The organism is Mesorhizobium sp. BR1-1-2, assembly GCF_020165435.1.
GTDB lineage: Bacteria > Pseudomonadota > Alphaproteobacteria > Rhizobiales > Rhizobiaceae > Mesorhizobium.
On the sequence record NZ_JAIUID010000001.1, the window covers coordinates 191,077 to 214,920 of the forward strand.

Below are 23,844 nucleotides of genomic sequence, written 5' to 3' on the forward strand. Positions count from 1 at the left end.
TGCCCTATTCCCCTTCCAAACTAATCCCCAAACGCCACCGCGTCCGTGATCTCGAATCGTTCCGAGACGCCGACGCGGATCATGCTGAGACTGCCCTCGCGGGTGAAGCGGAAATCGCTGTCGCCGTCGGAACCTGCTGGCAGTCCGCCGTAGAAGGAGATGATGCGGCTGCCGCCGTCGGGCCAGGTTACGGTGACGTCGGCCTTGTCGCTGCCCTTGTGCTCGACACTTGCCGCGCAAAGGGTCATCGGCTGGCCGACATTGCGCGCGCAGGGAATTTCAATGGCGGCGCCTCCGCCGGTGGCCTCCGCCTGTGCCGGAGTCTCCTCACTGGGCGGCCGTTCATTCGCCACCAGCGCCAGGGCGTAGGCATCCTGCATGGCGATCGCCGCCGCGGATTTCGGCGTGGTTGCGGGGGCAGCCGCATTGTCGGCTCCGCCCAGCCGCGCCGTCAGGTCGGGCGGCAATGCGGGCGGCGGAGCGGCCGCGGGGCCGGCCGTTGCGTCGAGCGCCTGGCCTGCATCCGCCTGATCCGGATTGGGTGGGGATGCCGGATTGACGGGGTTGAGGTAACGGGCGGGGGTCCAGCCGCTGATTTTCGGGTTCTCGGCCTCGACCTTGCACCATTGACGGCCGTCGACATCGGTGCAGCCGAGATTGTTCACGCTGGCGCCATTGGCCAGACGCGCCTCGGTCTTGCCGATCGGCGATGGCTGGGCGCGGACGTTGAGGAGATCGTCGGGGGCGAGGCCGGTTACGATGGAGATGAACGGCCCATCTTCGGCATGGGCCACCGTCAGAAGCAAAGGAGCGGCGATCAGCGCGAAGAGTGTCGTTCGGAGCGTAGACCGGCGCTTCATCGCTTCGCCGTGGCCGATAGATTGCATTACCAAAGGCACCGCCAGATACAAAAACGCCGCCACACGCGAAGCCGATTTTATAGGCGACTACGCCGCGCCATGTCCAGAAGCGAGATTTCTTCCGGCATGGACCGACCTGTGTGAAGGCGGTCATCGGGGGAGCGAGGAGCGAGCTCAGCCTGGCATGCGCTTGATCGCGGCATGAATGCAAAAAGCATTCAGCCTGGCGGCATGAATGCAAGGGCATCCAGCCGGGCATGAGCTCGCTCAGCCCGGCATGGGCTCGCTCAGCCCGGCATGAAGCCGGTTCGCAGCGCATGGGCCCATCCGGGCCGTCCCGCCTGCTCGGCCTGGCGGGCGGCCGCCTCGTGATCGTAGTCGACGGCGATGGCCTCGAAGCGGTCGGGTCGGCCGGGCTCGCCTGAAGTGACGATGCCGTAGCGCGCATGCGGCCCGCCCTGCTCGGAAACATGCGCCGGCGGCGTCGTGTCTTCATAGGCGGGACAGCCGACGCTGCCCGGGTTGAAGATCACCGGACCGCCGGGCATGCGGATCAGCTCGGCGCGGTGGCTGTGGCCGCACAGGGCCAGGCGGCAGGCCGGATCGAGCGCCTTCAACCGCCGCCGGATCGCCGCCAGCGGCGCGCGCACCAGCCGGCCATCGGTGATCGCATCGAGCAGGTATTTCTCGTCGTGGTCTGGACGTGCATGGAAAGCGATCACGCCGGGCGCGATCTCCAGCGTCAGCGGCAGGGCGAACAGCACCTCGCGCTGCGCCCCGGTCAGTCGTTCCTGCGCGTAGACGTCGGAAGCCCACATGGTCTCATCGGCCGGATCGGCGGCGACGCGGCGGTCATGGTTGCCGCGCACGGTCGGCAGGCCCAGCGCTTCCAGCCGCGCAAACGTCTCGCGCGGCCAGAGCGGACCCGAAACGCTGTCGCCGAGATTGACCGTGATGTCCGCGCCGCCGCGCCGCTCGAGGTCGGCGAGCACGGCGTCAAGCGCCAGCACATTGCCGTGGATATCGGCGAGCACGGCGATGCGCATGCGATGGCTTCCGTTGGTCGGGCACTTGCATAGCAGCGCCACGGTTGACGTTCTACGGGGTCACCAGAAACGAACCGGTTTTCGCGCTTGCGAAGGAAGGGCGCGGCGACGAGGCTGCCAATCTCCCCCACAAGGGGGGAGATCGCTGTCACCGCGGCCTTTCGCCAATCTCCAACGTTCGCGGTGGCCAAAATCTACTAGGCCGGCACTTCCATATCGTGGCCGCCGACCGCCGGCAGCGCGGCATCATCCGCGGCGGCGGCAATGATGCTGTCGAGCAGGCCGGGAAAGCGGGCGTCGAGATCGGCGCGGCGCAGCGTGATCAGACGGTTGGTGCCGGCCGCTTCGGCGCGGGTGACGCCGGCCTCGCGCAGCTTGGCCAGATGGTAGCTAAGATTGGTCTTCGAGGCGAGATCGAGGAACTTGCTGCAGTTCAGCGGCACGCCTTCCTTGCTGGCGAGATAACGCACGATCGCCAGCCGCGTCGGGTCGCCGAGCACGGCGAGCACGATCGGCAGGCTGATCTGGTCCGTATTGGGATGTGGCAGGCTCATGGCTGCAACCTAAGCACAGTTTCGGCCGATTTCAACGCATCCGCTCCGCGTCTGCCGTGCACACCGCTCTCCCTTTCACGACCGTGCTGACACAGGGCTGTCAGGATGGTTGTGCTATTTTTCCCTGGCTTCATTGACATCCTGCCGGGTTATGTCCAATTGTTCAATAACTTTTGAACTAAGGACACATCGCCATGGACAGGCGGATCTTCTGGCTTGCGCTCGGATCGTTTGCGATCTCGACCGAAGGCTTCGTCATCTCCAGCCTTCTGCCCGACATCGCCAGGGATGCCGGCATCTCCGTTCCGCTCGCCGGCACGCTGATCACCGCCTTCGCGCTCGCCTATGCGGTCGGCACGCCCATCCTGGCGACGCTGACCGGCGAATGGGACCGGCGCCGCGTCATCCTGTGGACGCTGGTGTTCTTCGTCATCGGCAACGTTGTCGCGGCGATGAGCTCCTCCTTCGAAGTGCTGCTCGCCGCGCGCATAATCATGGCGCTGTCGTCGGGCCTTTTCGCTGCGACCGCGCAAGGCACGTCGGTGGCGCTGGTCGATGACCATCACCGGGCCCGCGCCATTGCCGTCGTCGTCGGCGGCACCACGGTGGCGGTGGCGGTGGGCGCCCCGCTCGGCGCGCTGGTCGCGGCGATCGCCGGCTGGCGCGGCACGTTCTATGCCATCGCAGGCCTCGGCGCGCTCGCCGGCGCCATCCTCTGGTACCGGCTGCCGCGCGGCATCATCGGCACCAAGCTGCCGCTGAAGCGCCGGCTGGCGGCGGCAATGCGTCCCGGCGTGATGCCGATCCTGGTCACGACCACGCTTGCTCTCATCGGCGCCTTCACCGTCTTCAGCTTCATCGCGCCGCTGGCCATCGAAGCCAGCGGGCTCTCCCCGATAGCGCTGCCCGGCATGCTGCTCGCCTTCGGCGTCGGCGCCGTCATCGGCAATATTGCCGGCGGCCAGGCCGCGGATCGGTTCGGCGCCACGCGTACCGTCGGCTGGTCGCTGGCGCTGAGCGCTGCCACGCTCGTCACCTTCTCGCTGATCCCGGCCTTTCTGCCGCATCATCTCGCCGGGCCGGCGCTGATGGGCATGATGGTACCGTGGGGCATTGTCGGCTGGGCCTTCCCGCCGGCGCAGGCGAGCCGCATCATCAAGCTCGCCCCCGACGCTGCCCCGATCGTGCTGTCGCTCAACGCCTCGGCGCTCTATCTCGGCGTGGCGCTCGGCGCGGTGGTTGGCGGCGCCGTGCTGCGCTATGGCGCGCCGGCCGATCTCGGCCTCATCGCGGCCGTCTTCCCGATCGTCGGGCTCGGCATCGTGCTGGCCGGCCGGATGCTGGCGCGGCCGGTCGCCATGCCGGCGGAGTAGATGGCGCCGAGCTTTTCGTCGCTGGTTCTTTCGCGGCCGCTTCAACTGGAGGGAGCGGCCGCCGGCATTTCGAGGGCCAGAGAAGCCACATCATCCAGCGTCGCACGCAGCTTCGCGGCTTGTTCCGCGCCGACCATCTCCTCGAAGCGCTGCTGGGCGACACTCCACAGCTTGATCGCCTCTTCGAGCTTGGCCCGGCCGTGCGGCGTCAGCCGGACGCGCTTGACGCGGCGGTCGTCCTTGTCGGGAAAGGTTTCGACATAGCCGTCGCGGACCAGCGGCTTCAGCGTGTGGCCGAGCGCGGAGAGATCCATGATCAGCGCCTCGGCAACGGTGCCCATCGCCGGTTCGCTGCTGGCGCTGATTTGAAAGAGCAGGCCAAATTGCGTGCCTTTCAACCCGGAAGGCGCAAGTGCGTCGTCGTAGAAGCGGCCGAGCCTGCGCGCGGTGCGTCGCAAGGTGGCATTGTTGCACCGGCTGAATCCCGGCTGCTGAAGGTCGGTCATGTCAACTCCTCGCCGGCGAAGACTGTGCCAGCCTGCCGCAGAAATAGTTTTCGCGGCCGCGGTTGACAAGATAGTGGCATATACCTATTTCGCCAAAAGTGGCATATGCCACCAATTGATCCAGAAACCCGGCAGCCGGCGCGTCCGCCGAAGCCGAACCAGAGCGAAGAGCGCGAAAAAGGAACAGGAGACAATGAGCAAGAATGAGAACAAGGGCACGGCCGTCATCACCGGCGCCTCCTCCGGCATCGGTGCTGTCTATGCCGACCGGCTGGCGGGGCAGGGCTATGACCTGGTGCTGGTGGCGCGCCGCGCCGACCGGCTCGAGGAACTGGCTGAAAAGCTGCGCTATGCCTATAGAAGCAAGGTCAGCGTGATCAGTGCCGATCTGGCCAACGACGATGATGTGCGGCGGGTGGAGCGGGCGGTATCGACGGATGACAGCGTCACGCTGTTGGTCAATAATGCCGGGCTTGGTGGTGCGCAGGTGGTTGCGACGGCGGACGCCGATGCGGCTGAACGCATGATCAAGGTCAATGTCATCGCTTTGACGCGCCTGACCCGCGCGGTGCTGCCGGGACTTCTGGCGCGCAACCGGGGCGCCATCGTCAACATCGCCTCGGTGCTGGCCTTCGACACCTCGTTCGGCGGCATCTACAGCGGCACCAAGGCCTATGTCGTCAACTTCACCGAAGCCCTGCAGCGCGAGGTCGCCGGCACCCATGTCCAGGTGCAGGTGGTGCTGCCGGGGGCGACCCGGACCGATTTCTGGGAAAGTGCCGGAAGCGATATCAACGCTGTTCCGCAGGAGATCGTCATGGCGGCCGACGATCTGGTCGATGCCGCGCTTGTCGGGCTGGCGAGGGGCGAGGCGGTCACCGTGCCGGGACTTGCCGACCCCGCCAAGCTGGACATTTTCCTCGGCGCGCGGCAAGCCTTTTTTGGCAGCTTGCACGCCGACAAGCCGGCGGCGCGCTACGCGGCTTGAGCTAGCAGGACTGGGAGTTCCTCGCCCCCGCTCTGGCGGGGGCGAGGAACCCAAATCTTGCAAGGCTGCGCTCTACGCCTGCCGCCACATCGGAATGATGGATGCCGCCAGCACCAGGCCGAGCAGGATATTGAGCGCGCGCCATTGCCGCTCGGTCTTCAGCAGCCGGGCAAGCAGCATGCCGGCCACACACCATAGCGACAGCGAGAAGGCAGCGGTGAGGCCGAAGGCGGTGCCGAGCAGCAGCGCCAGACGCGCCGGTCCGTCGGCGAGCGCGGCGAAGGATGCCGCGGCCCCAAGCCCCATCGCCCAGCCCTTGGGGTTCATCCACTGAATGCCGGCGCCGCCAAGAAAACTGTTCGGTTTGACCATCGTCACGTCGAGCTTGGGTGCCCCCGCACGGCCGATCTTGAGCGCCAGCCAGACAAGGTAGAGTGAGCCGGCGATCTTCATGGCAAGCTGCAAGGACGGCATAGCGAGAAGCAGGCTGGCCAGCCCGGCGGCCGCAGCCCCGGTGACGGTGGCCAAGCCGGCCGCGCTGCCGACCACCAGCGGGATCGAGCGGCGAAAGCCGAACTGCGCGCCCGACGCCGTCGACAAGGTGGTGGCGATGCCGGGCGTGCTGGTCGCCACGAGGGCGAACAAGATCAAGGGGATGACGGGTTGGAGCATGCGGCGTCCTCAGTCGGAGGCCCCATGGTAGATGCAGCCGAATATCAGTAAATGCAATATTTGCGATGACAAGCATTAGCATCTATAATGCAGGCATGATCCGCAACCTCGATACGACGCTCATGCGCACCTTCATCACCGTCGCGGACAAGGCCAGCATGACGGCGGCGGCTAATGCGCTGCATCTGACTCAAGGCGCCGTCAGCCAGCAGGTCCGGCGACTTGAAGAGGCGCTCGGCCGCAGCCTGTTTGAGCGCGACCGGCGCGGCTTGCGGCTGACCTCTTCTGGCGAGCGGCTGTTCGGCAAGGCAAAGCGGCTGCTCAGCCTCAATGACGAGATCTGGGCCGAAATGGCTGCCAATGTCGTGGCCGGCCAGGTGCGGTTCGGCGTGCCTTACGACCTTGTCGGCACGACGCTGGCGCCGGTGCTGAAGGCCTATGCGCAAACCTATCCGCAGGTCGAGATATCGCTGGTCTGCGCCTCTTCGCCGGAACTGGCCGCGGCGCTCGCGGCGGGCACAATCGACCTGGCAGTCATCGAGGAACGGGTAGGGCCATCGGATGGCGAATGCCTCGCCATCGATCGGCTGGTGTGGGTCGGCGCCAAGGGCGGTGTCGCGCGCGTCAAGCGCCCCCTGCCGGTCTCGATGGTTGCCGACAGCTGCGCCTTCCGGCCGGTGGTGCTTTCGGCACTCAACGAGCATGGGCTGGAATGGCGCACCGTGTTCGAGAACGGCAATATCGACGCGACGACGGCGACCGTGCGCTCCGACCTGGCCGTCACCACCTGGCTGGCCTCCACGGTGCCGGCCGATCTCGACATATTGCCATCCGAGTCCGGCCTGCCGCCGCTGCCGAATTTCTCGATCAACCTGCATCTGCCGAGGCACGGTGTTGGCCCGGCGGCGCAAGCGTTCGCACGGCATATACGCGACGGGCTGGCGCGCCGGCCGCAGGCGGCTTGAGGGACTTCTCAGAACCTGGTTCCTCTCCTCCACGTTCGTGGAGGAGAGGAAAAGAAGCGTTTACTTCCAGGTCCTGCGCCGCTCGAGCTCGGCGTCGGATGGCTCCCCCGTGACAAAGGAACCGGTCTTGATTTCGCCGGCGCGCTCGTAGGTCGCCATGATGACGCCAGTGCTGGAAGTCTGCGAGCGGGTCAGCTTGAAGGCGGCCGGCATCGCATCATCGCCGAACAGCCGCTTGCCCTTGCCCAGCAACAGCGGGAAGATCATCAACCGAATTTCGTCGATCAGACCATTGGCGAGCAGGGTCTGGATCAGATTGCCCGATCCCTGGATGAGCAGATCAGGTCCCTCTTCCTGTTTGAGGCGGCGCAACGCCGGGACGATATCAGGCCCAAGCGATTGCGTGTTCTGCCAGGTGAGCGAATCCGGATGATGCGTCGCCACGTATTTGGTCGCAGGGTTGAAGGCATCCGCGATCGGATCTTTCTGATACGGCCAGTACGCGGCGAAGATGTCGTAGGTTCTGCGGCCGAGCAAGAGGGCGAAGGGCTTGGAGAATAGCTCATCCATCGCCGCGCCCGCCACTTCGTCAAAATAATGGAACGTCCAGCCGCCGAACTTGAAGCCGCCGACGGGATCCTCCTCCGGGCCGCCAGGCGCCTGCATGACACCGTCGAGGCTGACGAATGTCGCCGCTTTGATCTTTCTCATAGGATGCTCCTCCTGTTTCGATCCATGCCGTCAGGGCCGGACTTCAGCCCAAGGACGGATGACTGGCTGGCCGTCCGACAGGGCGTGCCGAATTTCGGTGCGTCAGCCCCGGGGCCGGATATCGAGGCTGCGTGACGAAAACCAGACATGCTCAAAGACCGCGGTGGCGGTGCGGTCCGGCAACTTGTCCGCCGTCAGCCAGATCGAGCGGCTGCGCGCGGCCTGGTCGCGTGTCGGGATTTTTGCCGCGAGACTTGCAACCGACGCGCCGGAGCAAGGGATGAACCAGGAGCGCATGAAAGGGTCGCAGGCAAAACCTTTTTCGGTGCGGGTCACCAGAACGGCCAGGGGAACGCGCTCGGCCGGGCGCCACGGGAAGATCATGCGGCCGTCCGGCTTCAGCGCCTTGAGCCAGCCGGGTGGAGGTGCCGCGACGCCGGCATTGACATAAATGACGTCCGATGGCGGCAAATCCGATGTGACGGCATCGCCAGGAATGACAGTGACGTTCTCGTATGCCGCAAGGTTTGCCTTTGCCCGCAAGGCAAGATCGGCGTCCAGTTCGAAGGCGGCAACGGTGCCGCCAGGTGAAACCAACCTGGCCAGCAAAGCCGTGTAGTAGCCGGTGCCGGCGCCGATGTGCGTGACAGCCTCGCCGGGCCTGGGCGCCAGTTTCCCGATCCACATGGCGTGCAGGAACGGCTCGCCATTGTTGATGCCCTTATCGGCATCGAGCACCACCAGCACGTTCTGGTAGATGAAACGCGGGTCGGCGCTCGGCGTCTCGATGACGCCTTGACCGGCGACGATCGTCCATGGACCGGGACCGATAAACGCCTCGCGCGGTACGGCCGCGAACACCTCTTCGAGACGCGGATCGGCGGAACGTGCCTGGGCGGCCATCAGCTTGGCGTAGAAGCTTCGGGATTGGGCTATCGTGGTCATGACCGACCGAAAAATAGCGCGGGCCGCGTCTTTGTCGCGGCCGATTTTCAGCCGATCCCGAACAGCGTGTCGTAGAGCAGCTTGAAATTGAGCACCAGGATGATGGCGGCGACCACCCAGGCCAGCGCTGCAACGCCTCGCGGAATGGCGAGAGCGCCCATCTTCTTCCTGTCGGAGACGAAATGCACCAGCGGGACCACCGCAAAGGGCAGTTGCATCGACAGGATCACCTGGCTGAACACCAGCAACTGGCCGGTGCCCTTTTCGCCGTAGAGCGCGGTGACGACCACCACGGGAATGATGGCGAGGCCGCGCGTCAGCAGGCGCCGCGCCCATTGCGGGATGCGCAGGCGCAGGAAGCCTTCCATGACGATCTGGCCGGCAAGCGTGGCGGTCACCGTCGAGTTCAGGCCGGAGGCGAGCAGCGCCACGGCAAACAGGATCGAGGCAATGCTCAGGCCGAGCAGCGGCGACAACAGCTCGAACGCCTGGCCTATCTCGGCGACGTCCTGGTGGCCTGTGCCGTGGAAGGCAACCGCCGACACGATCAGGATCGAGGCGTTGACGAACAGGGCCAGCATCAGGGCGATGGTCGAGTCCGTCGTTGCCCATTTGATGGCGTCGCGCTTGCCCTTGTCGGTGCGCTCATAGGCGCGGGTCTGCACGATCGAGGAGTGCAGATAGAGATTATGCGGCATGACGGTTGCGCCGATGATGCCGATGGCGATGTAGAGCATCGCCGGATTGGTGACGATCTCGGATGACGGCACGAACATGGCGTGCAGGATCGTCCCGGCCGGCGGCGCGGCGACAAAGATCTGGATGGCGAAGCAGCTGAAGATGATGATCAGAAGCGCGATGACGAAGGCCTCGAGATAGCGGAAGCCCTTGTTCATCAACAAAAGCACCAGGAAGGCGTCGAGCGCGGTGAGCACGGCGCCGCCAATCAGCGGAATGCCGAACAGGAGCTGCAGCGCGATCGCGGTGCCGATGACCTCGGCGAGGTCACAGGCGATGATGGCGAGTTCGCAGGCGATCCACAGCACGAAATTGACCGGGCGCGGATAGTAGGCGCGGCAGGCCTGGGCGAGGTCGCGCCCGGTGGCGATGCCGAGACGCGCGGCGAGCGCCTGCAGCAGGATCGCCATCAGGTTGGACAGCATGATGATGAACAAAAGCGTGTAGCCGAACTGGGCGCCGCCGGCGAGGTCGGTCGCCCAGTTGCCGGGGTCCATATAACCGACCGAGACCATGTAGCCCGGCCCCATGAAGGCGAACAGGCGACGGAACCAGACGCCCGAATTCGGCACGGCGATCGACGAATTGACCTCACGCAGGCTGGGCTGCTCTTCGCCTGGCCTGTCGAACCGCCACGCGGGTCTGGCTATGGCGGTGGCGTCGGTCTCGGACATGGGGAATTCCGCTTGATGGATGATGCCCCTTATCTATGCCGCGGCTCAACATTATGCAATATGCTATATTTCATTGATCATGCTTTTGTGATGTGATCGATCTTGCGCTGACGGGGCGGCGATGCGGTTGCGCCTGGGTCCGAATGCAAATAAACGCCAGGATTGTCGGGTCCCGTGCTATGAATGCGGGCCGATTCAATCTTCGGGCAGCCAAGGAGGAGCGCATATTGGCGCTGAAGAACAGACCGGTCCCGCGTGAGCCGCTGCCCGATGCCGATGTCCATTCGGAAGGGTTCCGGCAGACGCGCGAAGCGCGCCGCAGCGCGCTGGTCGAGGATTATGTCGAGTTGATCGCCGACCTGATCGAGGATGGCAACGAGGCCCGGCAGGTCGACATCGCTGCCAGGCTGGGGGTCGCCCAACCGACAGTTGCCAAGATGCTGACCAGGCTGTGTGCCGACGGGCTGGTGTCCAGAAAGCCTTATCGCGGCGTGTTCCTCACCGAAGCCGGCCGCAAGGTCGCGGAAGAGAGCCGCATTCGCCACCAGACGGTGGAGGCTTTTTTGCGTTCGCTCGGCGTCAGCGCCGAGACGGCGCGCATCGATGCCGAGGGCATAGAGCACCATGTCAGCGCCGAGACGCTGGAAGCGTTCCGCAAGGCGATGACGGCGGGCTAGGGACTTTGCCAAGCCGTTGGGCTCGTTTCGCCGGCGAAGCCATGGACATACCACAGTCGCGGCCAGAGCTGCGGAGCCAACATGCCAGCACGACCACGGCCGCGAAAAATGCTGTGACTTGGCGCAACCATTGAGATAATTGTTTAGGAGGTGGAGCCGGCCTCGCGCCGGATCGACCAGTAAATTCGCAGCGGGGAGTTGCCATGCTCTGGAGAGGCCGTCGTCAGAGTGACAATGTCGAGGACCAGCGCAGCAGCGGCGACGGCGGATTTGGTGGCGGCGGACCCGGCCAGTTCCGCATTCCGATCGGCGGCAGCAGCGGCGGCGGCATGTCGATCTCGACCATCATCATCCTCGTCGTGCTCTATTTCGGCCTGAAAGCCTTCGGCATTGATCCGATCCAGGTGTTGAGTGGCGGCGGTGGAGGCCTGCTGCCTGGCGGCGGCGAGATAACGGACAACAGCGGCAGCCAGGACGGCGGCACCGGTGCGCCGGCTTCCGACGAGATGAAGCAGTTCGTGGCAACCGTGCTGGCCGAGACCGAGGACACATGGACCGGTATCTTCAAGGCCAACGGACTGACCTATGAGGACCCCAAGCTGGTGCTGTTCAGCGGGCAGATCCGCTCGGCCTGCGGCTTCGCCTCGTCGGCGGCCGGACCGTTCTATTGCCCCGGCGACCACAAGGTCTATCTCGACATGACATTCTTCCAGCAGCTGGACCAGCAGTTCGGCGCCTCGGGCGAGTTCGCGCGGGCCTATGTGATCGCGCATGAGGTCGGCCACCACGTGCAGAATCTGACCGGCATCATGTCCAAATTCAACCAGATGCGGCAAAGCATGGACGAGGCCGAAGCCAACCAGATGTCGGTGCGCGTCGAGCTTCAGGCCGACTGCTTCGCCGGCGTCTGGGCGCATTACACGGCGCAGAAGGGCATATTGGAGCAAGGCGATATGGAAAGCGCTCTGAATGCCGCCAAGCAGATCGGCGACGATACGCTGCAGAAGAAAATGCAGGGCTATGTGGTGCCGGAAAGCTTCAACCACGGCACGTCGGCGCAGCGGCAGACCTGGCTGGCGCGCGGCTACAAGAGCGGCAAGCTTTCCGACTGCGATACGTTCAACAACCCGATCTGAGCATCCCGGTTCTTTCACGGGTGACCTGACGGCAGGGATGCCGTCAGGGGATGTCAGGATGCGAACGTCCTGCTTGTTCCCTCATTGTTCCTGACGGCGGGCTCACCTATAAGTGCCTCCGCCTGCGCGCCAGGCGCCGGGGAAGGAGCAAATGAACCCATGATCGATCCCAAAACCGCCAAGCGGGGTCTTGCGCTCGTCTTCACGACGCTGCTCCTCGACATCATCGGCTTCGGCATCATCATGCCGGTGCTGCCGGCCTACCTGCAAGAGTTGACCGGCGTCGGCGTCTCGGAGGCGGCGATCGAAGGCGGCTGGCTATTCTTCGTCTATGCGGCCATGCAGTTCTTCTTCGCGCCCATCATGGGCGGGCTGAGCGACCGGTTCGGCCGGCGGCCGATCCTTCTCGCCTCTGTGCTGACGTTTTCCATCGACAATCTGATCTGCGCCATAGCCTGGTCCTACCCGATGCTGTTCATCGGGCGCGTGCTGGCCGGCATTTCGGGCGCCAGCTATTCGACCACATCAGCCTTCATCGCCGACATCTCGAACGATGAGAACCGGGCCAAGAATTTCGGCCTGCTCGGCATCGCCTTCGGCGTCGGCTTCGTCATCGGGCCGGTCCTTGGCGGCCTGCTCGGCACCTTCGGGCCGCGCGTGCCGTTCTTTTTCGCCGCGGGGCTTGCTTTTGTGAACTTCCTGATCGCGCTGTTCCTGCTGCCCGAAACGCTGGACGAAAAGCACCGCCGCCGCTTCGAGTGGAAGCGCGCCAACCCGGTCGGCACGCTTCTGCAGATGCGCCAATATCAAGGCATTGGCTGGATCGGACTGGTCTTCTTCCTGATGACGCTCGGCCACATGATGTATCCGGCGGTCTGGTCGTTCGTCTCCAACTATCGCTATGGCTGGAACGAGCAGCAGATCGGTTTTTCGCTCGGCGCTTTCGGCCTGTGCGGTGCCATCGTCATGGCAACGGTGCTGCCACGCATCATTCCCAGGCTTGGCGAGTGGAGGACGGCGGTGATCGGTCTGGCGTTCACGGCGCTCAGCGCTTTCGGCTACGCCTTCGCGACGCAGGGTTGGATGATTTATGCGGTGATCGTCTTCGGCTGCCTGGAAGCGCTGGCCGACCCGCCGCTCAGGAGCCTCGCCGCCGCCAAGGTGCCGCCTTCGGCGCAGGGTGAATTACAAGGCGCGATGACGTCGATCTTCTCGATCACATCGATCATCACTCCGCTGCTCTATACCGCGATCTTTTCCTGGTTCACCGGGCCAAGCGCGCCAGTGACCTTCGGCGGTGCGCCTTACCTGGTTGGCGCGGTTTTCCTAGTGCTGGCGCTCGTTGTCTTCGTTACGAAAGTGGCGAGGCCCGCGGCACTCGGAACGGTCACCAAAGGCGTCGCGGAAGATGGGGCACGCGTATGAGGATCTGTCGGAACTAAGCCCGTTCGGCCAGCAGTTCCTCGCCGCGCTTTTCGCGGATCAGGTTGACGAAGCGGCGGAACAGATAATGCGAATCCTGCGGGCCGGGAGAGGCCTCCGGGTGGTGCTGGACCGAGAATACCGGCCGGCCTGTCAGCGCGATGCCGCAATTCGAGCCGTCGAACAGCGAGACATGGGTTTCCTCGACGCCCGACGGCAGCGAGTCAGCGTCGACGGCAAAACCGTGGTTCATCGAGACGATCTCGACCTTGCCCGTGGTGTGGTCCTTGACCGGGTGATTGGCGCCGTGATGGCCCTGATGCATCTTGGCGGTCTTGCCGCCCAGCGCCAGCGCCAGCATCTGGTGGCCGAGGCAGATGCCAAACACCGGAATATCGGTCTTCAACAGGTCCTGGATGACGGGCACGGCGTAGTCGCCGGTCGCCTCCGGATCCCCCGGGCCGTTGGACAGAAAGATGCCGTCCGGCTGCATGGCGAGGATCTCCTCGGCGCCGGTCTTGGCCGGAACCACGGTCACCTTGGCACCAAGCCCCGCAAGCAGGCGCAGGATGTTGCGCTTGACGCCATAGTCGATGGCGACGACATGCATGGAGGGCTCGTCCTGTTCGCCAAAGCCCTCGTCCCACACCCAAGGCGTCTCGCGCCACACCGAGGATTGGCCTGACGTGACCTCTTTGGCGAGGTCGAGGCCGATCAGGCCGGACCACGCGGCGGCGCGGCGCTTCAGGTCGTCGAGATCGAAGACGCCGTCGGGCGCGTGCGCGATAACGGCGTTGGGCATGCCCTTTTCGCGGATCAACGCGGTCAGTGCGCGCGTGTCGATGCCCGAGAGGGCGACGATGCCGCGCTTCTTCAGCCACTGGTCGAGGTGGCCGGCAGCGCGGTAGTTGGAGGGATTGGTGACGTCGGCCTTGAACACGGCGCCGACGGCGCCGGCGCGAGCGGCCGGATTGAGGTCCTCGACGTCTTCGCCATTGGTGCCGATATTGCCGACATGCGGGAAGGTGAAGGTGACGATCTGGCCGGCATAGGACGGATCGGTCAGGATCTCCTGGTAACCGGTGAGCGCGGTGTTGAAGCAGACCTCGGCGACCGCCGAACCCGTTGCGCCCAGGCCGCGACCCTCGATGACGGTGCCGTCGGCCAGCACCAGCAATGCCGTCGGTTTCTCGGTTGCCCAAGCGGGGGTGGACGCGGTGTCGGCCATGGCGGCACTCCTATCAGGCCGCGCGCTTCAAACCGGCCCAGCGGCCCATTTGCGCGGCAAACGGCGCGGAGCGGCGAATTCGCGGCCTCCACGCACTCAAGCTTCAGTTCATGCAAGGCCCAGTACATAGGGGAAGGGGGCAGGTCGGTCAATGATGATGGGAAATGCCGCTGCGATTTATTTCATTGAGCAATATCATAGGCTTGCCTCAACATATCAGGGTTTGCGTTGGTCCGCACCGGGCGCTATTGTCCGCGCCGACCGAAGGAGAAAGCACGATGCGCGCAAAAATCGCCGAATCCCTGAAGAGCGCGATGAAGGCGCAGGACAAGCACCGGCTGCCGACATTGCGGCTGATCCAGGCCGCCATCCACGATCGCGACATCGCCAATCGCGGTGCCGGCAAAGAGCCGGCCAGCGATGAGGAGATCCTGCAGATCCTGGCCAAGATGGTGAAGCAGCGCGAAGAATCGGCCAAGGCCTTCGAAGACGGCAAGCGTCCGGAACTGGCCGCGCAGGAGCGCGGCGAGATGGCGATCATCCGCGATTTCCTGCCGACGCAACTCGACGATGCCGCCATCACCGCCGCGGCGCGTGAGGCGATCGCAGCGACCGGTGCGGCCAGCCAGAAGGACATGGGCAAGGTGATCGCGGCGCTGAAGCAAAAATATGCCGGCCAGATGGATTTCGGCAAGGCAAGCGGGATCGTCAAGGGGCTGCTGCAGTAGGGTGCTGTTTCTCTTGGCTTGCAAAGTCCGCAATTCGGCACTGTGGGCGAACTTCACGGCTCCTTGCAGATCGGCACCGGCTGCGGCGGTGGTGGCGGGTGGTCCTTCCTGTATTGGGCAATGATCGGCTCGAGCGTCTTTCGCGGCCAGAATTTCGGAGAGCCGATTTCCTTCAGGCAGGATGCGTTCCAATAGGGCCCAGCGCCCGACAGCGAACGACCCGCCGCCACCATTTGCGCAACGGCGGCGATGTCGCGCGATTCAGGGTAGATGTAGAGCGTCGTCGGATTGTCCTTCACCATCTGGACGATCTGCCGCGCATCCGCCGCCGACCAACTGGTGCAGCCATTGCTGCGGCCGCCGGCATAATCCACCAGCTTACCGAACGGCACGTAGCCGTCATGGTCGGCATGCGAGCTGGCCGGGTCTTTGCGAAGACACATTCCCTTCAACACTTCCGCCGGATGCCCGCCGATCACGCGCTGCCTGGCGTTCGCGGCCTCGCCCTCGCCATCGAACTGCACGAAGGTACGCATGAAAGCCACGTCCTGCTTCGCCGCGGTGCGATAATAGCCCTTGAACGAGGTTTTGGCCTCGCCGGTCATATAGGCGCCGCCGGCGGTCAGTGACGAATCCAGCGCGTTGCCGAAGTTCTTCGCGCAGCGCTTGCCATTGGCGAAATCGGCGACGCCCTTCAGATTCCGGCCGCTGCCGTGGCCCGCCGAAACCGCGCGAAACGCCTGGCTGGCCTCGCAAATGATGTAATAACGGTGACCCAGTTTGTTGTTGCCCAGATCGCTAGGGCGCGTCGCATCCATGGCGAAGTAGCATGGATTGTTAACGGCTCCTGCGCCGACTTTCTTCAGGTAAAGCGCACGGGCCCGCTCCAGGACCACAGCTGAGATCTGACCATCACCTTCGCCGACATGGGCCTGCAGCCAGGCCGGAATGGCCGAGGGCTCAGCAAAGGACCGTGCCGTCAAGGCAACGACAACGAGGAGGAGGCTGGCGACGACACCCAGCGGGACAGATATCAACCGCACCGGACCCATTCTCCTGTCGAAGCGTTTGCGTTTTCTTAGTGAATCACTACGACACGATCATAAATCGGCTCGCGCCCGCCGGCGAAACACATCTTGTTCAGCGCTTCCCGCATATATGCGCGTTTTCGACCCGCCAGCATTGCGGTATCATCTGATTCCGGCGCGCCCACGCCTCCTCCCTCAGTCGGGAAAGCATTGTTCATGCGGGGCAATCCGATCACCGGACCAACTGTGCAGGTCCGCACATTGAAGGTTTTTGCGCGCGACAGGGGGCGTGATCCTGGTCTTCATCTCGCAGATCGACCGGTCATACGATCCATCGATGAAGCCGTTTCCCGCTATCAGCGACGTCCGGTTGCCGAACCCGACGGATCTGTCGCTGTTCAGCAAGGCGTGTTTCCTCAACAGCGGCGAGATCCGCTTCCAGCCCGCTTGAGCGTTCCAGTGGCCATCGCTATGCCTGCTTGGCCTGCGAGGGAGCATGGATCATGATCGAAATTGTCAAGCCCGGGCTCGAGCATCTGGCGTCCTACAAGGCTGCGCTCGAGCGCGGCTGGTCGCCCGACAATGTACGGCTCATGGATGCAACGCGCGAGCAGCTTGCGGCAATCGAGGAGGATCCAGCGGCGTTCCTGGCCAGCCTCGATGATCCCGAGGCCAAGGGGCCGCCGATCACCTTGCCCGACGGCAGACAGGTCCCGCGCCTGCCGGGTTTCAGGCGCTGGATATGGGACGGCGAGGCGTCAGGCTCGATCGGCCTGCGCTGGCAGAAGGGCACGTCGGCGCTGCCGCCGCACGTGCTTGGCCATATCGGCTATGCCGTGGTGCCGTGGAAACAGCGACGCGGCTACGCGACGGAAGCGCTGCGGCTGATGTTGGATGAGGCGAGGGCGGTCGGCCTGGCTCATGTCGACATCACTGCAAAACCTGGCAATCCGGCCTCGCACAAAGTGATCCTGGCCAACGGCGGCAGACTGGTCGAACGTTTCTTCGAAGATGCCGCCTATGGCGGAGCGGAGAGCCTGCGGTTCCGCATCGATCTGTAATGCGTTGGAGCTGCGCAGCCGCCGGGGAGACATGACTGTTCATCGCGTCGTGCTTGCGCCGGTGGACGCCCGGATCAGGCATGATCGGTAGTATATCGCGGCGCGGATAATCTACTCCGCCGCTGCCGTCAGCGGTGGCGTGGCGTTGCTGCGCCACTCCCAGATGTGCGAGGCGAGCGCCACCGCGACGGCGACCAGCATCGCCAAAGCGCCAAGCAGCGGCAGGCTGCGATAACCGTAACCGCCATTGAGCATGGCGGCACCGAGCGATGCCGCGAGCGCTATACCGACATTGAAGCCGGATGGGATCAGCGAGGAGGCCAGGTTCGAGGCATCCGCAGTCCAGGACAGGATGCGGGTCTGAATCGGCGTACCGATGGCGAAGTTGAGGCCGCCCCAGATGACGATCGCCACGACCATCGGCACGGGATAGGGGCTGACGGCATAGATCACCGCAAGCGTCACCGCCTGCAGGGCCAGCATGGTGATCAGCGAGGGCATCAGCTTCCAGTCGGCTAGCCTGCCGCCGAGGAAGACGCCAAGCGTGGCGCCGACGCCGTTGAGCAAGAGCACCCAAGGCACCAGGTTCTCGTCGAGGCCGGTGATCTCGAGCAATGTCGGGGTGATGTAGGTGAACAGGCCGAACTGGCCGATCATCAGCATCAGCATCAGGATCAGCGACGTCCAGACCTGCTGGCGGGCAAGCACACGGACCTCGCGGGCGAGGCCGGCGGGTTTGGCCTGAAAGCCTGTGGTGCGCGGCAAAAGGGCTGCCATGGCAAGCGTGGCCGCCACGCCCAATGCGCACATAACCCAGAAGGTCGCGCGCCAGCCCCAAATGTTGCCGATGGCAGTGCCCGCTGGCACGCCGATCACGTTGGAGACGGTGAGGCCCGACAGGATGACGGCCACCGCCATGCCGCGCTGGTCCTCGCGCACCAGCCCGACCGCCACCACCATGGCGACGCCGAAATAAGCGCCATGCGCGACTGCGACGGCAATGCGCAGAAGCAGCATCGAGGTGAAGTCGGGCGCCAGCGCGCAGGCCGCCTGACCGATGGTGAAGGCGACGGCGAGGCCGAGCAGCAAGGTCTTGCGCGGCAGGGACTTGGTGGCAAGCGCCAGAAGCGGACCGCCGATGGCGATGCCGCAGGCATAGCCGGAGACGAGATAGCCCGATGTCGGAACCGAAACGCCAAGCCCTTGCGCCACCTGCGGCAGCACGCCTGCGATGACGAATTCGGTGGTGCCGAAAGCGAAGGCAGCGATGAACAGGGCGATGAGCGGAAGCGACATGGCGGGAATTAAATCCTCGAATGCAGGCCTCAAACCACGGATGCGCGCTGCCGGCAATCCAGAAATTTTTGTCGCCGCTTTAGCTTTTCTTGATCCCCGGGGTCAGAACGGGGTCTTGCGTCCATAAGGAACCTTCAGCCATGCCCGCTCGTGAAAATAATAGAGCAGCGACTTGGTGAAGATCTCGGTGACGCCGATGGCGGCCGCCAGCTTGACGCTTCCGGTCACCACCAGCGAGATGATCATCGTATCGATGGTGCCGGTCACGCGCCACGAAAGCGCCTTGGCGAAACTGCGCGAATGGGTGTCCATCGATTTCCTCCGAAAGCTTTGGCTGATATGCCTAGCCCGAGCGATGGAAACGCGGCAATGGCAATTTTGCCGCCGAAACACCGACGCCATGCAATTTTTACGCAATGCAATTTTTTGGGGGAGCGCGGCGCTCTTCTTCTGCCCTTGTTGGGAGAAGGCGACCTCGCAAAGCGAGGTCGGATGAGGGTTCCCAAAGGGAGAAGGAGAGATGTCCTTGATCAGCTCGCCTTCAACCTGGATCCGCCGAGGAGGCCGCGTTCTTCCAGCACGGGATAGGCCATCGATGCCAGCAGCGAGTTGATCTGTTTGAGATCGCGGATGGTGTCGAGGTGGATCGAACTGGTCTCGACGCTTTTGGCAGTGCCTTCGCGCAGCCGCAGGAAATGGCTGGCGCTTGTCTCTTTTTCGGCGTCGCGCAGCCGTTCCTTCTCCAGAACCAATTGACGCGCCGTCTCGGCATCGCGCGACACCAGCACGTTGAAGGCAAGCCGCGCATTGGCGAGCACCGAGGCGTGGAAGGCGCACAGCTCGCTCCAGCCCTCGTCGGTGAATTCCAGCCCACGGTCGAACTTCTTCTTTACATGCACCAGCATGTTGCGCACAATGATGTCGCCGACCTGCTCCAGCTTGACGCAGGCGCCGATCAGTTCCTGGCAGCGCAATGCCTCGTCCTCGGTGAGCGGGTTCTTGGTGACCTTGGCGAGGTAGAGCTTGATCGCCGCGTGCTTGCGGTCGACGCGGTCGTCAAGCGCGGCCAGCGCCTTGATCTTGTCGGCATCGGCGCTCTCGTAGAGCTCGATGATGCGCTTGAGCATGATCTCGACCGTCTCGCAGACCCGCACCACCTCGCGGGTGGCATTGGCCAGCGCCTGGCTCGGCATGTCGAGCGCGCTTTCGTTGAGCGCCGAGAGTTCGACCACGTCAAGCGTGGCGGCTGGCGCCTTGGTGCCGAGCGCCACGATCTTCTCAGAGGCGCGGTAGACGAGACCCGCCAGCGGCAGGCCGGCGAGCAGGATCAGCACATTGAACAGGATGTGGGCATTGACGATCTGGTCCGCTGCCGTCGCGCCGAGGAACGCGAAATGCGGCCTGAAGATCATGACCAGGATCAGCATGACCAGCGAGCCAAGCCCGCGCATCAAGAGGTTGCCGATCGGCACTACGCGCACTTCGGGGCCGGAGGAACGGGTCAGCATGGGCGCGATGATCGACGAACCGAGATTGACGCCCAGGATGAGGACGACGCCGAGTTCCGGCGTAATCAGGCCGCGGCCCGCCAGCGTCGCCATTAACAGAACCGCGGCGATGCTCGACTGGAACAGCCACGTGATCAGCGCCGCCAGCAGATAAGCGGTGATGGAATCGCCGGAGAAGTAATTGATGATGACCGGCATCAACTGGCTGTTGCGCAGCGGCTCGGATGCCTGACCGATCATTTCCAGCGACAGGATCAAAAGGCCGATGCCGACCAGGATGCGACCGGTCTGGCGCCAGTCGCGCCGCTCGGTGGCCATGAACATGACCGTGCCGGTGATCAGGCAAAGCGGCACCAGCAGGGTGAGGTCGAAGGTGAGCAGCTTGACCACCAGAGCCGAACCGATCTCGGCGCCGCGCACGGCCAGTTGCCCCGCCGCGCCCGAGACGATGCCGGAGCCGGCGAAGGAGCCGACCAGCAGCGTGACGGCGGTGGAGCTCTGCAGCGCTATAGCGAGGCCGGTGCCTGCCAGCACCGCCATGACAGGATTGCGCATGGTGGCGCGCAGCTTGTGGCGCAGCACGTCGCCATAGGCCCGCTCGACGCCGGTTTTCACCATGCGCGTGGCAAACAGCATCAACGCCACGGCGCCGGCCAGATGCAGAAGGACCACGGAGCCGCTCATTGCGGCGCACCGATACGGGCAAAGCCGGCGCCGCGGGCAGCGCGGCGGCCGGGGGAAAGACGAGGTGTGCGAATCATGATCATGGCGTTGGGCGATAATAGCTCGAATATTTTAGCCGGATAATAAAAATTTGTCGATTTCAAGGGCTCCCCACGCGCGACGGGACGTGTCGGAGAATGGACGGATGCCGAAATGGTTGCATGAGCCTCGCCGCCTTGACGCAGCGGATCGGCCGGTGTTGCCGCCAGCCCTTCGCCCGGAATTTGCGAGGATGTTCAACCAATCGGCCTAAAGCTTCGAATCCATTACGGAATTGTAATACGCGTGTTCAGTTTCGGTTCATTCTTCGACGGCTATTTCTGCGGCATCGACAACCAAGGAGATTCCTTCATGAAACGCATTGTTCTTTCCGGTCTTGCTTTCTCGATGCTGGCCGCTACGTCCCTGACGGGCCAGGCCGCGCCGCTCAATGCGCCGGTCGCGCCGCAGTCGAATTACACCGCCGTCGACTGGCAGAAGCCCACCAACCGGGATGTCAGGAAGCGCGTCATCCAGAAGCGCGTTATCCAGAAGCGCATCATTCAAAAGAAGGTCGTCGTGAAGCGGAACAACTGGCGCAATGGCCAGAAATATTCCGGCTGGCGGCAGCATCAGCCGGTCCGCGATTATGGTCGCTACGGCCTGCATCGTCCCGGCCGTGGCCAGGAATGGATCCGCGTCGGCAACGACTATGTGCTGGTCGGCGCCCTCTCCGGCATCATCTTTGGCGCCATTGCCGCGCAGTAAAGTCCCGATAGTGCCAGACTGGAGGAAGGGCGGCCCGCAACGGCCGCCTTTCCTTTTGCCCTGTGGAAACCGGGCATCGTCAGCATTAGGGGTCGCCGGACTTTGCGGGCATGATTATATGGGGGATAAACGAGTTCCCCGATGCGCTTTCCGCCCGCCTTCCTCGACGAGATACGCGACCGCGTGCCGATTTCGCAGGTCATCGGCCAGCGCGTCGCCTGGGATCGCAAGAAGACCAATGCGTCGCGCGGCGATTATTGGGCCTGCTGCCCGTTCCATGGCGAGAAGAGCCCGTCCTTCCATTGCGAGGACAAGAAGGGCCGCTATCATTGTTTCGGCTGCTCGGTCTCGGGCGATCACTTCAAGTTCCTGACCGAACTTGACGGACTGAGCTTTCCCGAGGCGGTCGAGAAGATCGCGGACATGGCCGGCGTGCCGATGCCGGTTCGCGACGTGCAGGAGGAGCGGCGCGAGAAGGAACGCGCCAGCCTCACTGACGTCATGGAAATGGCGACTGCCTTTTTCCAGGAGCGGCTACAGGGCGCGGAGGGCGCCAAAGCCCGTGCGTATCTGCGCGACCGCGGACTGACGCCCGCGACGCAGCATGCGTTCCGGCTGGGCTATGCGCCCGACAGCCGCAATGCGCTGAAGGAGCATCTGGCTGCAAAGGGCGTGCCGAAGGCCGATATCGAGGCCTGTGGGCTGGTGCGCCATGGCGACGACATTCCGGTCTCCTATGACTGGTTCCGCGACCGCATCATGTTCCCGATTCCGGATTCGCGCGGCAAGATCATCGCTTTCGGCGGGCGAGCGCTGGCGCCGGATGCGCTCGCCAAATACATGAACTCGCCCGATACCGAGCTCTTCCACAAGGGTAACGTGCTGTACAATTTCGCCCGCGCGCGAAAAGCGCTGGCCAAGGGCGGCACGGTCATCGCCGTCGAAGGCTATATGGATGTCATCGCATTGGCGCAGGCCGGCTTCGAAAATGTCGTGGCGCCACTCGGCACGGCGCTTACCGAAAACCAACTCGAACTGTTGTGGCGTATGGCCGCCGAGCCAGTGCTGTGCTTCGACGGCGACAAGGCTGGGCTGAAGGCGGCATGGCGGGCCGCCGACATGGTGCTGCCCGTAGTCCAGGCCGGGCGCACGGCGCGCTTCGCGCTGCTGCCGGAAGGCAAGGATCCCGACGACCTGGTCAAGGCGGAGGGGCCGGATGCCTTCCGCGCCGTGCTGGCGGAAGCGCGTCCTCTTGCCGATCTGTTATGGATGCGCGAGACGGCGGGCGGCGTCTTCGACACGCCGGAGCGGCGGGCCGAACTGGAGAAGCGACTGCGCGAACTGACCAGCCGCATCCGTGATGAAAGCCTGCGATATCACTACCAGCAGGAGATGCGCGAGCGCGTGCTGAGCTTCTTCGGTTCTCAGCGCGGAACGCGGCAAGGTCGTCCGGACTGGAAACCGGGGCAGGGCAAGGCGCCCGCTCCCGGCGGACAATTCGCTAAGGCCGGCGGTGGTCGCATCGCCATCACGGAAAGCCTCGGCCAGTCGGCACTGGTCAAGCGCGGCAACGAAGGAATGCCGGTGCGCGAAGCGACGATCATCGTGGCACTGGTCAACCACCCGGCGCTGATCGACGAGAATTTCGCCCATGTCGAGTTCCTCGATCTCGCCAACTCCGAGTTGAGGCGGCTGCACGGCGCCATCCTCGACGCGATGGCGCATGACATGGCCAATGACCGCCACGCCGTGGTGGCGACGATCGAGCGCGCCGGCTGCGCCGAGATCTGGGAGCGTGCCGTCGGCCTGATCAGGCGGGCGCGGCAGTGGCCGGCGCTGGAGACGGCAGCGCTCGAGGATGCCCGCGACGCTCTGAACCAGGCGCTGCACTTGCAGCGCAGCGCGCGCACCTTACATAAGGAGCTGAAACAGGCGGAAGCGGCGATGGATGCGGATCCTTCGGACGAGAATTTCCGCCATCTGATCGAAATTCAAGCGCAATTTCGGGATGTACAAGCGACGGAAGCGCTGATCGAAGGCTTCGGTGTTTCGTCGGGCAGGGCTGGTCGGGCCTGAAGCATGGTTCCGAAAGCGGGACCTGGTTTTCGGGAACGATCATGCTCCAGCAGAAGAAAGGCGGAGCTCATTTCGGCCCGAGGGTTGGGACGGGCTCGTGCCAGCAAGTGCAGGAATGACGGCGTGGTCATGGATCTTCTAGAGCCGGACCGCGCTAAGTCGGGTAATTGATTCGCTTTTTT

24 protein-coding genes and 1 pseudogene are annotated in these 23,844 nt (G+C 64.2%); 11 read left to right on the plus strand and 14 right to left on the minus strand.

Annotation, left to right across the window (positions count from 1 at the left end):
- Nucleotides 1-20 precede the first annotated feature (20 nt).
- From LB551_RS00980 to LB551_RS00990, 3 genes are all read right to left on the minus strand, one after another.
- Nucleotides 21-860 carry an SH3 domain-containing protein gene (locus LB551_RS00980; RefSeq protein WP_224657895.1) on the minus strand — a complete coding sequence of 280 codons (840 nt, stop codon included), beginning with the start codon at nucleotides 858-860 and terminating at the stop codon, nucleotides 21-23.
- A gap of 287 nt (nucleotides 861-1,147) precedes the next feature.
- Entirely contained in the window at nucleotides 1,148-1,906 is a 759-nt protein-coding gene (locus LB551_RS00985) for a metallophosphoesterase family protein (RefSeq protein ID WP_224657896.1), read from the minus strand.
- Nucleotides 1,907-2,103: 197 nt separating this feature from the next.
- Nucleotides 2,104-2,460 carry an ArsR/SmtB family transcription factor gene (locus LB551_RS00990; RefSeq protein WP_140549950.1) on the minus strand — a complete coding sequence of 119 codons (357 nt, stop codon included), beginning with the start codon at nucleotides 2,458-2,460 and terminating at the stop codon, nucleotides 2,104-2,106.
- Nucleotides 2,461-2,654: 194 nt separating this feature from the next.
- On the opposite strand from LB551_RS00990, the gene LB551_RS00995 reads away from it, so the two are divergent.
- On the plus strand, nucleotides 2,655-3,833 hold the full coding sequence (locus tag LB551_RS00995) for an MFS transporter (RefSeq protein WP_224657897.1): 1,179 nt from the start codon (nucleotides 2,655-2,657) through the stop codon (nucleotides 3,831-3,833).
- Nucleotides 3,834-3,874: 41 nt separating this feature from the next.
- Here the strand turns inward: LB551_RS00995 and LB551_RS01000 are convergent, their stop codons facing one another.
- Nucleotides 3,875-4,339, minus strand: coding sequence for a MarR family winged helix-turn-helix transcriptional regulator (locus tag LB551_RS01000; protein ID WP_224657898.1), 465 nt, complete (start codon nucleotides 4,337-4,339; stop codon nucleotides 3,875-3,877).
- Nucleotides 4,340-4,532: 193 nt separating this feature from the next.
- Between LB551_RS01000 and LB551_RS01005 the strand changes: the two genes are divergently transcribed.
- The gene (locus LB551_RS01005) at nucleotides 4,533-5,327 is read left to right on the plus strand and encodes an SDR family NAD(P)-dependent oxidoreductase (protein ID WP_224657899.1); all 795 of its coding nucleotides are present in this window, start codon (nucleotides 4,533-4,535) and stop codon (nucleotides 5,325-5,327) included.
- A gap of 72 nt (nucleotides 5,328-5,399) precedes the next feature.
- Here the strand turns inward: LB551_RS01005 and LB551_RS01010 are convergent, their stop codons facing one another.
- Nucleotides 5,400-5,999 carry a LysE family translocator gene (locus LB551_RS01010; protein WP_224657900.1) on the minus strand — a complete coding sequence of 200 codons (600 nt, stop codon included), beginning with the start codon at nucleotides 5,997-5,999 and terminating at the stop codon, nucleotides 5,400-5,402.
- A gap of 95 nt (nucleotides 6,000-6,094) precedes the next feature.
- Between LB551_RS01010 and LB551_RS01015 the strand changes: the two genes are divergently transcribed.
- The gene (locus LB551_RS01015; RefSeq protein WP_224658178.1) at nucleotides 6,095-6,964 is read left to right on the plus strand and encodes a LysR substrate-binding domain-containing protein; all 870 of its coding nucleotides are present in this window, start codon (nucleotides 6,095-6,097) and stop codon (nucleotides 6,962-6,964) included.
- Nucleotides 6,965-7,024: 60 nt separating this feature from the next.
- Here the strand turns inward: LB551_RS01015 and LB551_RS01020 are convergent, their stop codons facing one another.
- The 3 genes from LB551_RS01020 to LB551_RS01030 form a co-directional block, all read right to left on the minus strand.
- Nucleotides 7,025-7,675, minus strand: a complete 651-nt coding sequence (locus LB551_RS01020; protein WP_224657901.1) for a dihydrofolate reductase family protein — start codon at nucleotides 7,673-7,675, stop codon at nucleotides 7,025-7,027.
- Between the two features lie 102 nt (nucleotides 7,676-7,777).
- A complete protein-coding gene (locus LB551_RS01025; RefSeq protein ID WP_224657902.1) occupies nucleotides 7,778-8,620 on the minus strand; it encodes a protein-L-isoaspartate O-methyltransferase family protein in 843 nt (280 codons plus the stop codon).
- Between the two features lie 47 nt (nucleotides 8,621-8,667).
- Entirely contained in the window at nucleotides 8,668-10,032 is a 1,365-nt protein-coding gene (locus LB551_RS01030; protein ID WP_224657903.1) for an Nramp family divalent metal transporter, read from the minus strand.
- A gap of 227 nt (nucleotides 10,033-10,259) precedes the next feature.
- Between LB551_RS01030 and mntR the strand changes: the two genes are divergently transcribed.
- The 3 genes from mntR (at nucleotide 10,260) to LB551_RS01045 (ending at nucleotide 13,270) form a co-directional block, all read left to right on the plus strand.
- The gene (gene mntR / locus LB551_RS01035; RefSeq protein WP_181165236.1) at nucleotides 10,260-10,709 is read left to right on the plus strand and encodes a manganese-binding transcriptional regulator MntR; all 450 of its coding nucleotides are present in this window, start codon (nucleotides 10,260-10,262) and stop codon (nucleotides 10,707-10,709) included.
- Nucleotides 10,710-10,912: 203 nt separating this feature from the next.
- Nucleotides 10,913-11,845: a neutral zinc metallopeptidase gene (locus LB551_RS01040; protein WP_224623684.1), complete on the plus strand. Its 933-nt coding sequence runs from the start codon at nucleotides 10,913-10,915 to the stop codon at nucleotides 11,843-11,845.
- A 159-nt stretch (nucleotides 11,846-12,004) separates the two neighbouring features.
- Nucleotides 12,005-13,270 (plus strand): TCR/Tet family MFS transporter, encoded by a 1,266-nt coding sequence (locus tag LB551_RS01045; protein ID WP_224657904.1) that lies wholly within the window; start codon nucleotides 12,005-12,007, stop codon nucleotides 13,268-13,270.
- 13 nt (nucleotides 13,271-13,283) lie between these two features.
- Here LB551_RS01045 and carA read toward each other — a convergent pair whose 3' ends face one another.
- Nucleotides 13,284-14,495 carry a glutamine-hydrolyzing carbamoyl-phosphate synthase small subunit gene (gene carA / locus LB551_RS01050; RefSeq protein ID WP_224657905.1) on the minus strand — a complete coding sequence of 404 codons (1,212 nt, stop codon included), beginning with the start codon at nucleotides 14,493-14,495 and terminating at the stop codon, nucleotides 13,284-13,286.
- 278 nt (nucleotides 14,496-14,773) lie between these two features.
- Between carA and LB551_RS01055 the strand changes: the two genes are divergently transcribed.
- Entirely contained in the window at nucleotides 14,774-15,223 is a 450-nt protein-coding gene (locus LB551_RS01055) for a GatB/YqeY domain-containing protein (RefSeq protein WP_224623681.1), read from the plus strand.
- Nucleotides 15,224-15,276: 53 nt separating this feature from the next.
- Here the strand turns inward: LB551_RS01055 and LB551_RS01060 are convergent, their stop codons facing one another.
- Both LB551_RS01060 and LB551_RS01065 read right to left on the minus strand, forming a co-directional pair.
- Nucleotides 15,277-16,266: a murein L,D-transpeptidase catalytic domain family protein gene (locus LB551_RS01060; RefSeq protein WP_224657906.1), complete on the minus strand. Its 990-nt coding sequence runs from the start codon at nucleotides 16,264-16,266 to the stop codon at nucleotides 15,277-15,279.
- Between the two features lie 35 nt (nucleotides 16,267-16,301).
- Nucleotides 16,302-16,469, minus strand: coding sequence for a hypothetical protein (locus LB551_RS01065; RefSeq protein WP_224657907.1), 168 nt, complete (start codon nucleotides 16,467-16,469; stop codon nucleotides 16,302-16,304).
- Between the two features lie 28 nt (nucleotides 16,470-16,497).
- Here LB551_RS01065 and LB551_RS01070 point away from each other — a divergent pair.
- Together LB551_RS01070 and LB551_RS01075 are read left to right on the plus strand one after the other, a co-directional pair.
- Nucleotides 16,498-16,702 (plus strand): annotated as a pseudogene (locus LB551_RS01070) (DNA helicase); the annotation flags it as partial.
- 52 nt (nucleotides 16,703-16,754) lie between these two features.
- Nucleotides 16,755-17,312, plus strand: coding sequence for a GNAT family N-acetyltransferase (locus LB551_RS01075; RefSeq protein WP_224657908.1), 558 nt, complete (start codon nucleotides 16,755-16,757; stop codon nucleotides 17,310-17,312).
- A 111-nt stretch (nucleotides 17,313-17,423) separates the two neighbouring features.
- Here LB551_RS01075 and LB551_RS01080 read toward each other — a convergent pair whose 3' ends face one another.
- The 3 genes from LB551_RS01080 to LB551_RS01090 all read right to left on the minus strand — a co-directional run bounded on the left by LB551_RS01080 (nucleotide 17,424) and on the right by LB551_RS01090 (nucleotide 20,800).
- Nucleotides 17,424-18,608 carry an MFS transporter gene (locus LB551_RS01080; protein WP_224657909.1) on the minus strand — a complete coding sequence of 395 codons (1,185 nt, stop codon included), beginning with the start codon at nucleotides 18,606-18,608 and terminating at the stop codon, nucleotides 17,424-17,426.
- Between the two features lie 102 nt (nucleotides 18,609-18,710).
- The gene (locus LB551_RS01085) at nucleotides 18,711-18,920 is read right to left on the minus strand and encodes a DUF2061 domain-containing protein (protein ID WP_224623678.1); all 210 of its coding nucleotides are present in this window, start codon (nucleotides 18,918-18,920) and stop codon (nucleotides 18,711-18,713) included.
- Nucleotides 18,921-19,138: 218 nt separating this feature from the next.
- Nucleotides 19,139-20,800 carry a Na/Pi cotransporter family protein gene (locus tag LB551_RS01090; RefSeq protein ID WP_224657910.1) on the minus strand — a complete coding sequence of 554 codons (1,662 nt, stop codon included), beginning with the start codon at nucleotides 20,798-20,800 and terminating at the stop codon, nucleotides 19,139-19,141.
- Between the two features lie 390 nt (nucleotides 20,801-21,190).
- Here LB551_RS01090 and LB551_RS01095 point away from each other — a divergent pair, with 390 nt between their 5' ends.
- On the plus strand, nucleotides 21,191-21,586 hold the full coding sequence (locus tag LB551_RS01095; protein WP_224657911.1) for an RcnB family protein: 396 nt from the start codon (nucleotides 21,191-21,193) through the stop codon (nucleotides 21,584-21,586).
- Nucleotides 21,587-21,727: 141 nt separating this feature from the next.
- On the plus strand, nucleotides 21,728-23,662 hold the full coding sequence (gene dnaG / locus LB551_RS01100; RefSeq protein ID WP_224657912.1) for a DNA primase: 1,935 nt from the start codon (nucleotides 21,728-21,730) through the stop codon (nucleotides 23,660-23,662).
- Nucleotides 23,663-23,844 lie beyond the last annotated feature (182 nt).

Excerpts from the sequence above, each read along its gene's own strand:
- LB551_RS01020 (WP_224657901.1), bottom strand. The coding sequence starts at position 7,675 with ATGAGAAAGATCAAAGCGGCGACATTCGTCAGCCTCGACGGTGTCATG.
- LB551_RS00985 (WP_224657896.1), bottom strand. The coding sequence starts at position 1,906 with ATGCGCATCGCCGTGCTCGCCGATATCCACGGCAATGTGCTGGCGCTT.
- carA (WP_224657905.1), bottom strand. The coding sequence starts at position 14,495 with ATGGCCGACACCGCGTCCACCCCCGCTTGGGCAACCGAGAAACCGACG.
- LB551_RS01015 (WP_224658178.1), top strand. The coding sequence starts at position 6,095 with ATGATCCGCAACCTCGATACGACGCTCATGCGCACCTTCATCACCGTC.
- LB551_RS01005 (WP_224657899.1), top strand. The coding sequence starts at position 4,533 with ATGAGCAAGAATGAGAACAAGGGCACGGCCGTCATCACCGGCGCCTCC.
- LB551_RS01025 (WP_224657902.1), bottom strand. The coding sequence starts at position 8,620 with ATGACCACGATAGCCCAATCCCGAAGCTTCTACGCCAAGCTGATGGCC.
- LB551_RS01080 (WP_224657909.1), bottom strand. The coding sequence starts at position 18,608 with ATGTCGCTTCCGCTCATCGCCCTGTTCATCGCTGCCTTCGCTTTCGGC.
- LB551_RS01090 (WP_224657910.1), bottom strand. The coding sequence starts at position 20,800 with ATGAGCGGCTCCGTGGTCCTTCTGCATCTGGCCGGCGCCGTGGCGTTG.
- LB551_RS01000 (WP_224657898.1), bottom strand. The coding sequence starts at position 4,339 with ATGACCGACCTTCAGCAGCCGGGATTCAGCCGGTGCAACAATGCCACC.
- LB551_RS01055 (WP_224623681.1), top strand. The coding sequence starts at position 14,774 with ATGCGCGCAAAAATCGCCGAATCCCTGAAGAGCGCGATGAAGGCGCAG.
- LB551_RS00980 (WP_224657895.1), bottom strand. The coding sequence starts at position 860 with ATGAAGCGCCGGTCTACGCTCCGAACGACACTCTTCGCGCTGATCGCC.
- LB551_RS01040 (WP_224623684.1), top strand. The coding sequence starts at position 10,913 with ATGCTCTGGAGAGGCCGTCGTCAGAGTGACAATGTCGAGGACCAGCGC.
- LB551_RS00995 (WP_224657897.1), top strand. The coding sequence starts at position 2,655 with ATGGACAGGCGGATCTTCTGGCTTGCGCTCGGATCGTTTGCGATCTCG.
- LB551_RS01065 (WP_224657907.1), bottom strand. The coding sequence starts at position 16,469 with ATGAACAATGCTTTCCCGACTGAGGGAGGAGGCGTGGGCGCGCCGGAA.
- LB551_RS00990 (WP_140549950.1), bottom strand. The coding sequence starts at position 2,460 with ATGAGCCTGCCACATCCCAATACGGACCAGATCAGCCTGCCGATCGTG.
- LB551_RS01085 (WP_224623678.1), bottom strand. The coding sequence starts at position 18,920 with ATGGACACCCATTCGCGCAGTTTCGCCAAGGCGCTTTCGTGGCGCGTG.
- LB551_RS01075 (WP_224657908.1), top strand. The coding sequence starts at position 16,755 with ATGATCGAAATTGTCAAGCCCGGGCTCGAGCATCTGGCGTCCTACAAG.
- LB551_RS01045 (WP_224657904.1), top strand. The coding sequence starts at position 12,005 with ATGATCGATCCCAAAACCGCCAAGCGGGGTCTTGCGCTCGTCTTCACG.
- LB551_RS01010 (WP_224657900.1), bottom strand. The coding sequence starts at position 5,999 with ATGCTCCAACCCGTCATCCCCTTGATCTTGTTCGCCCTCGTGGCGACC.
- dnaG (WP_224657912.1), top strand. The coding sequence starts at position 21,728 with ATGCGCTTTCCGCCCGCCTTCCTCGACGAGATACGCGACCGCGTGCCG.
- LB551_RS01030 (WP_224657903.1), bottom strand. The coding sequence starts at position 10,032 with ATGTCCGAGACCGACGCCACCGCCATAGCCAGACCCGCGTGGCGGTTC.
- LB551_RS01095 (WP_224657911.1), top strand. The coding sequence starts at position 21,191 with ATGAAACGCATTGTTCTTTCCGGTCTTGCTTTCTCGATGCTGGCCGCT.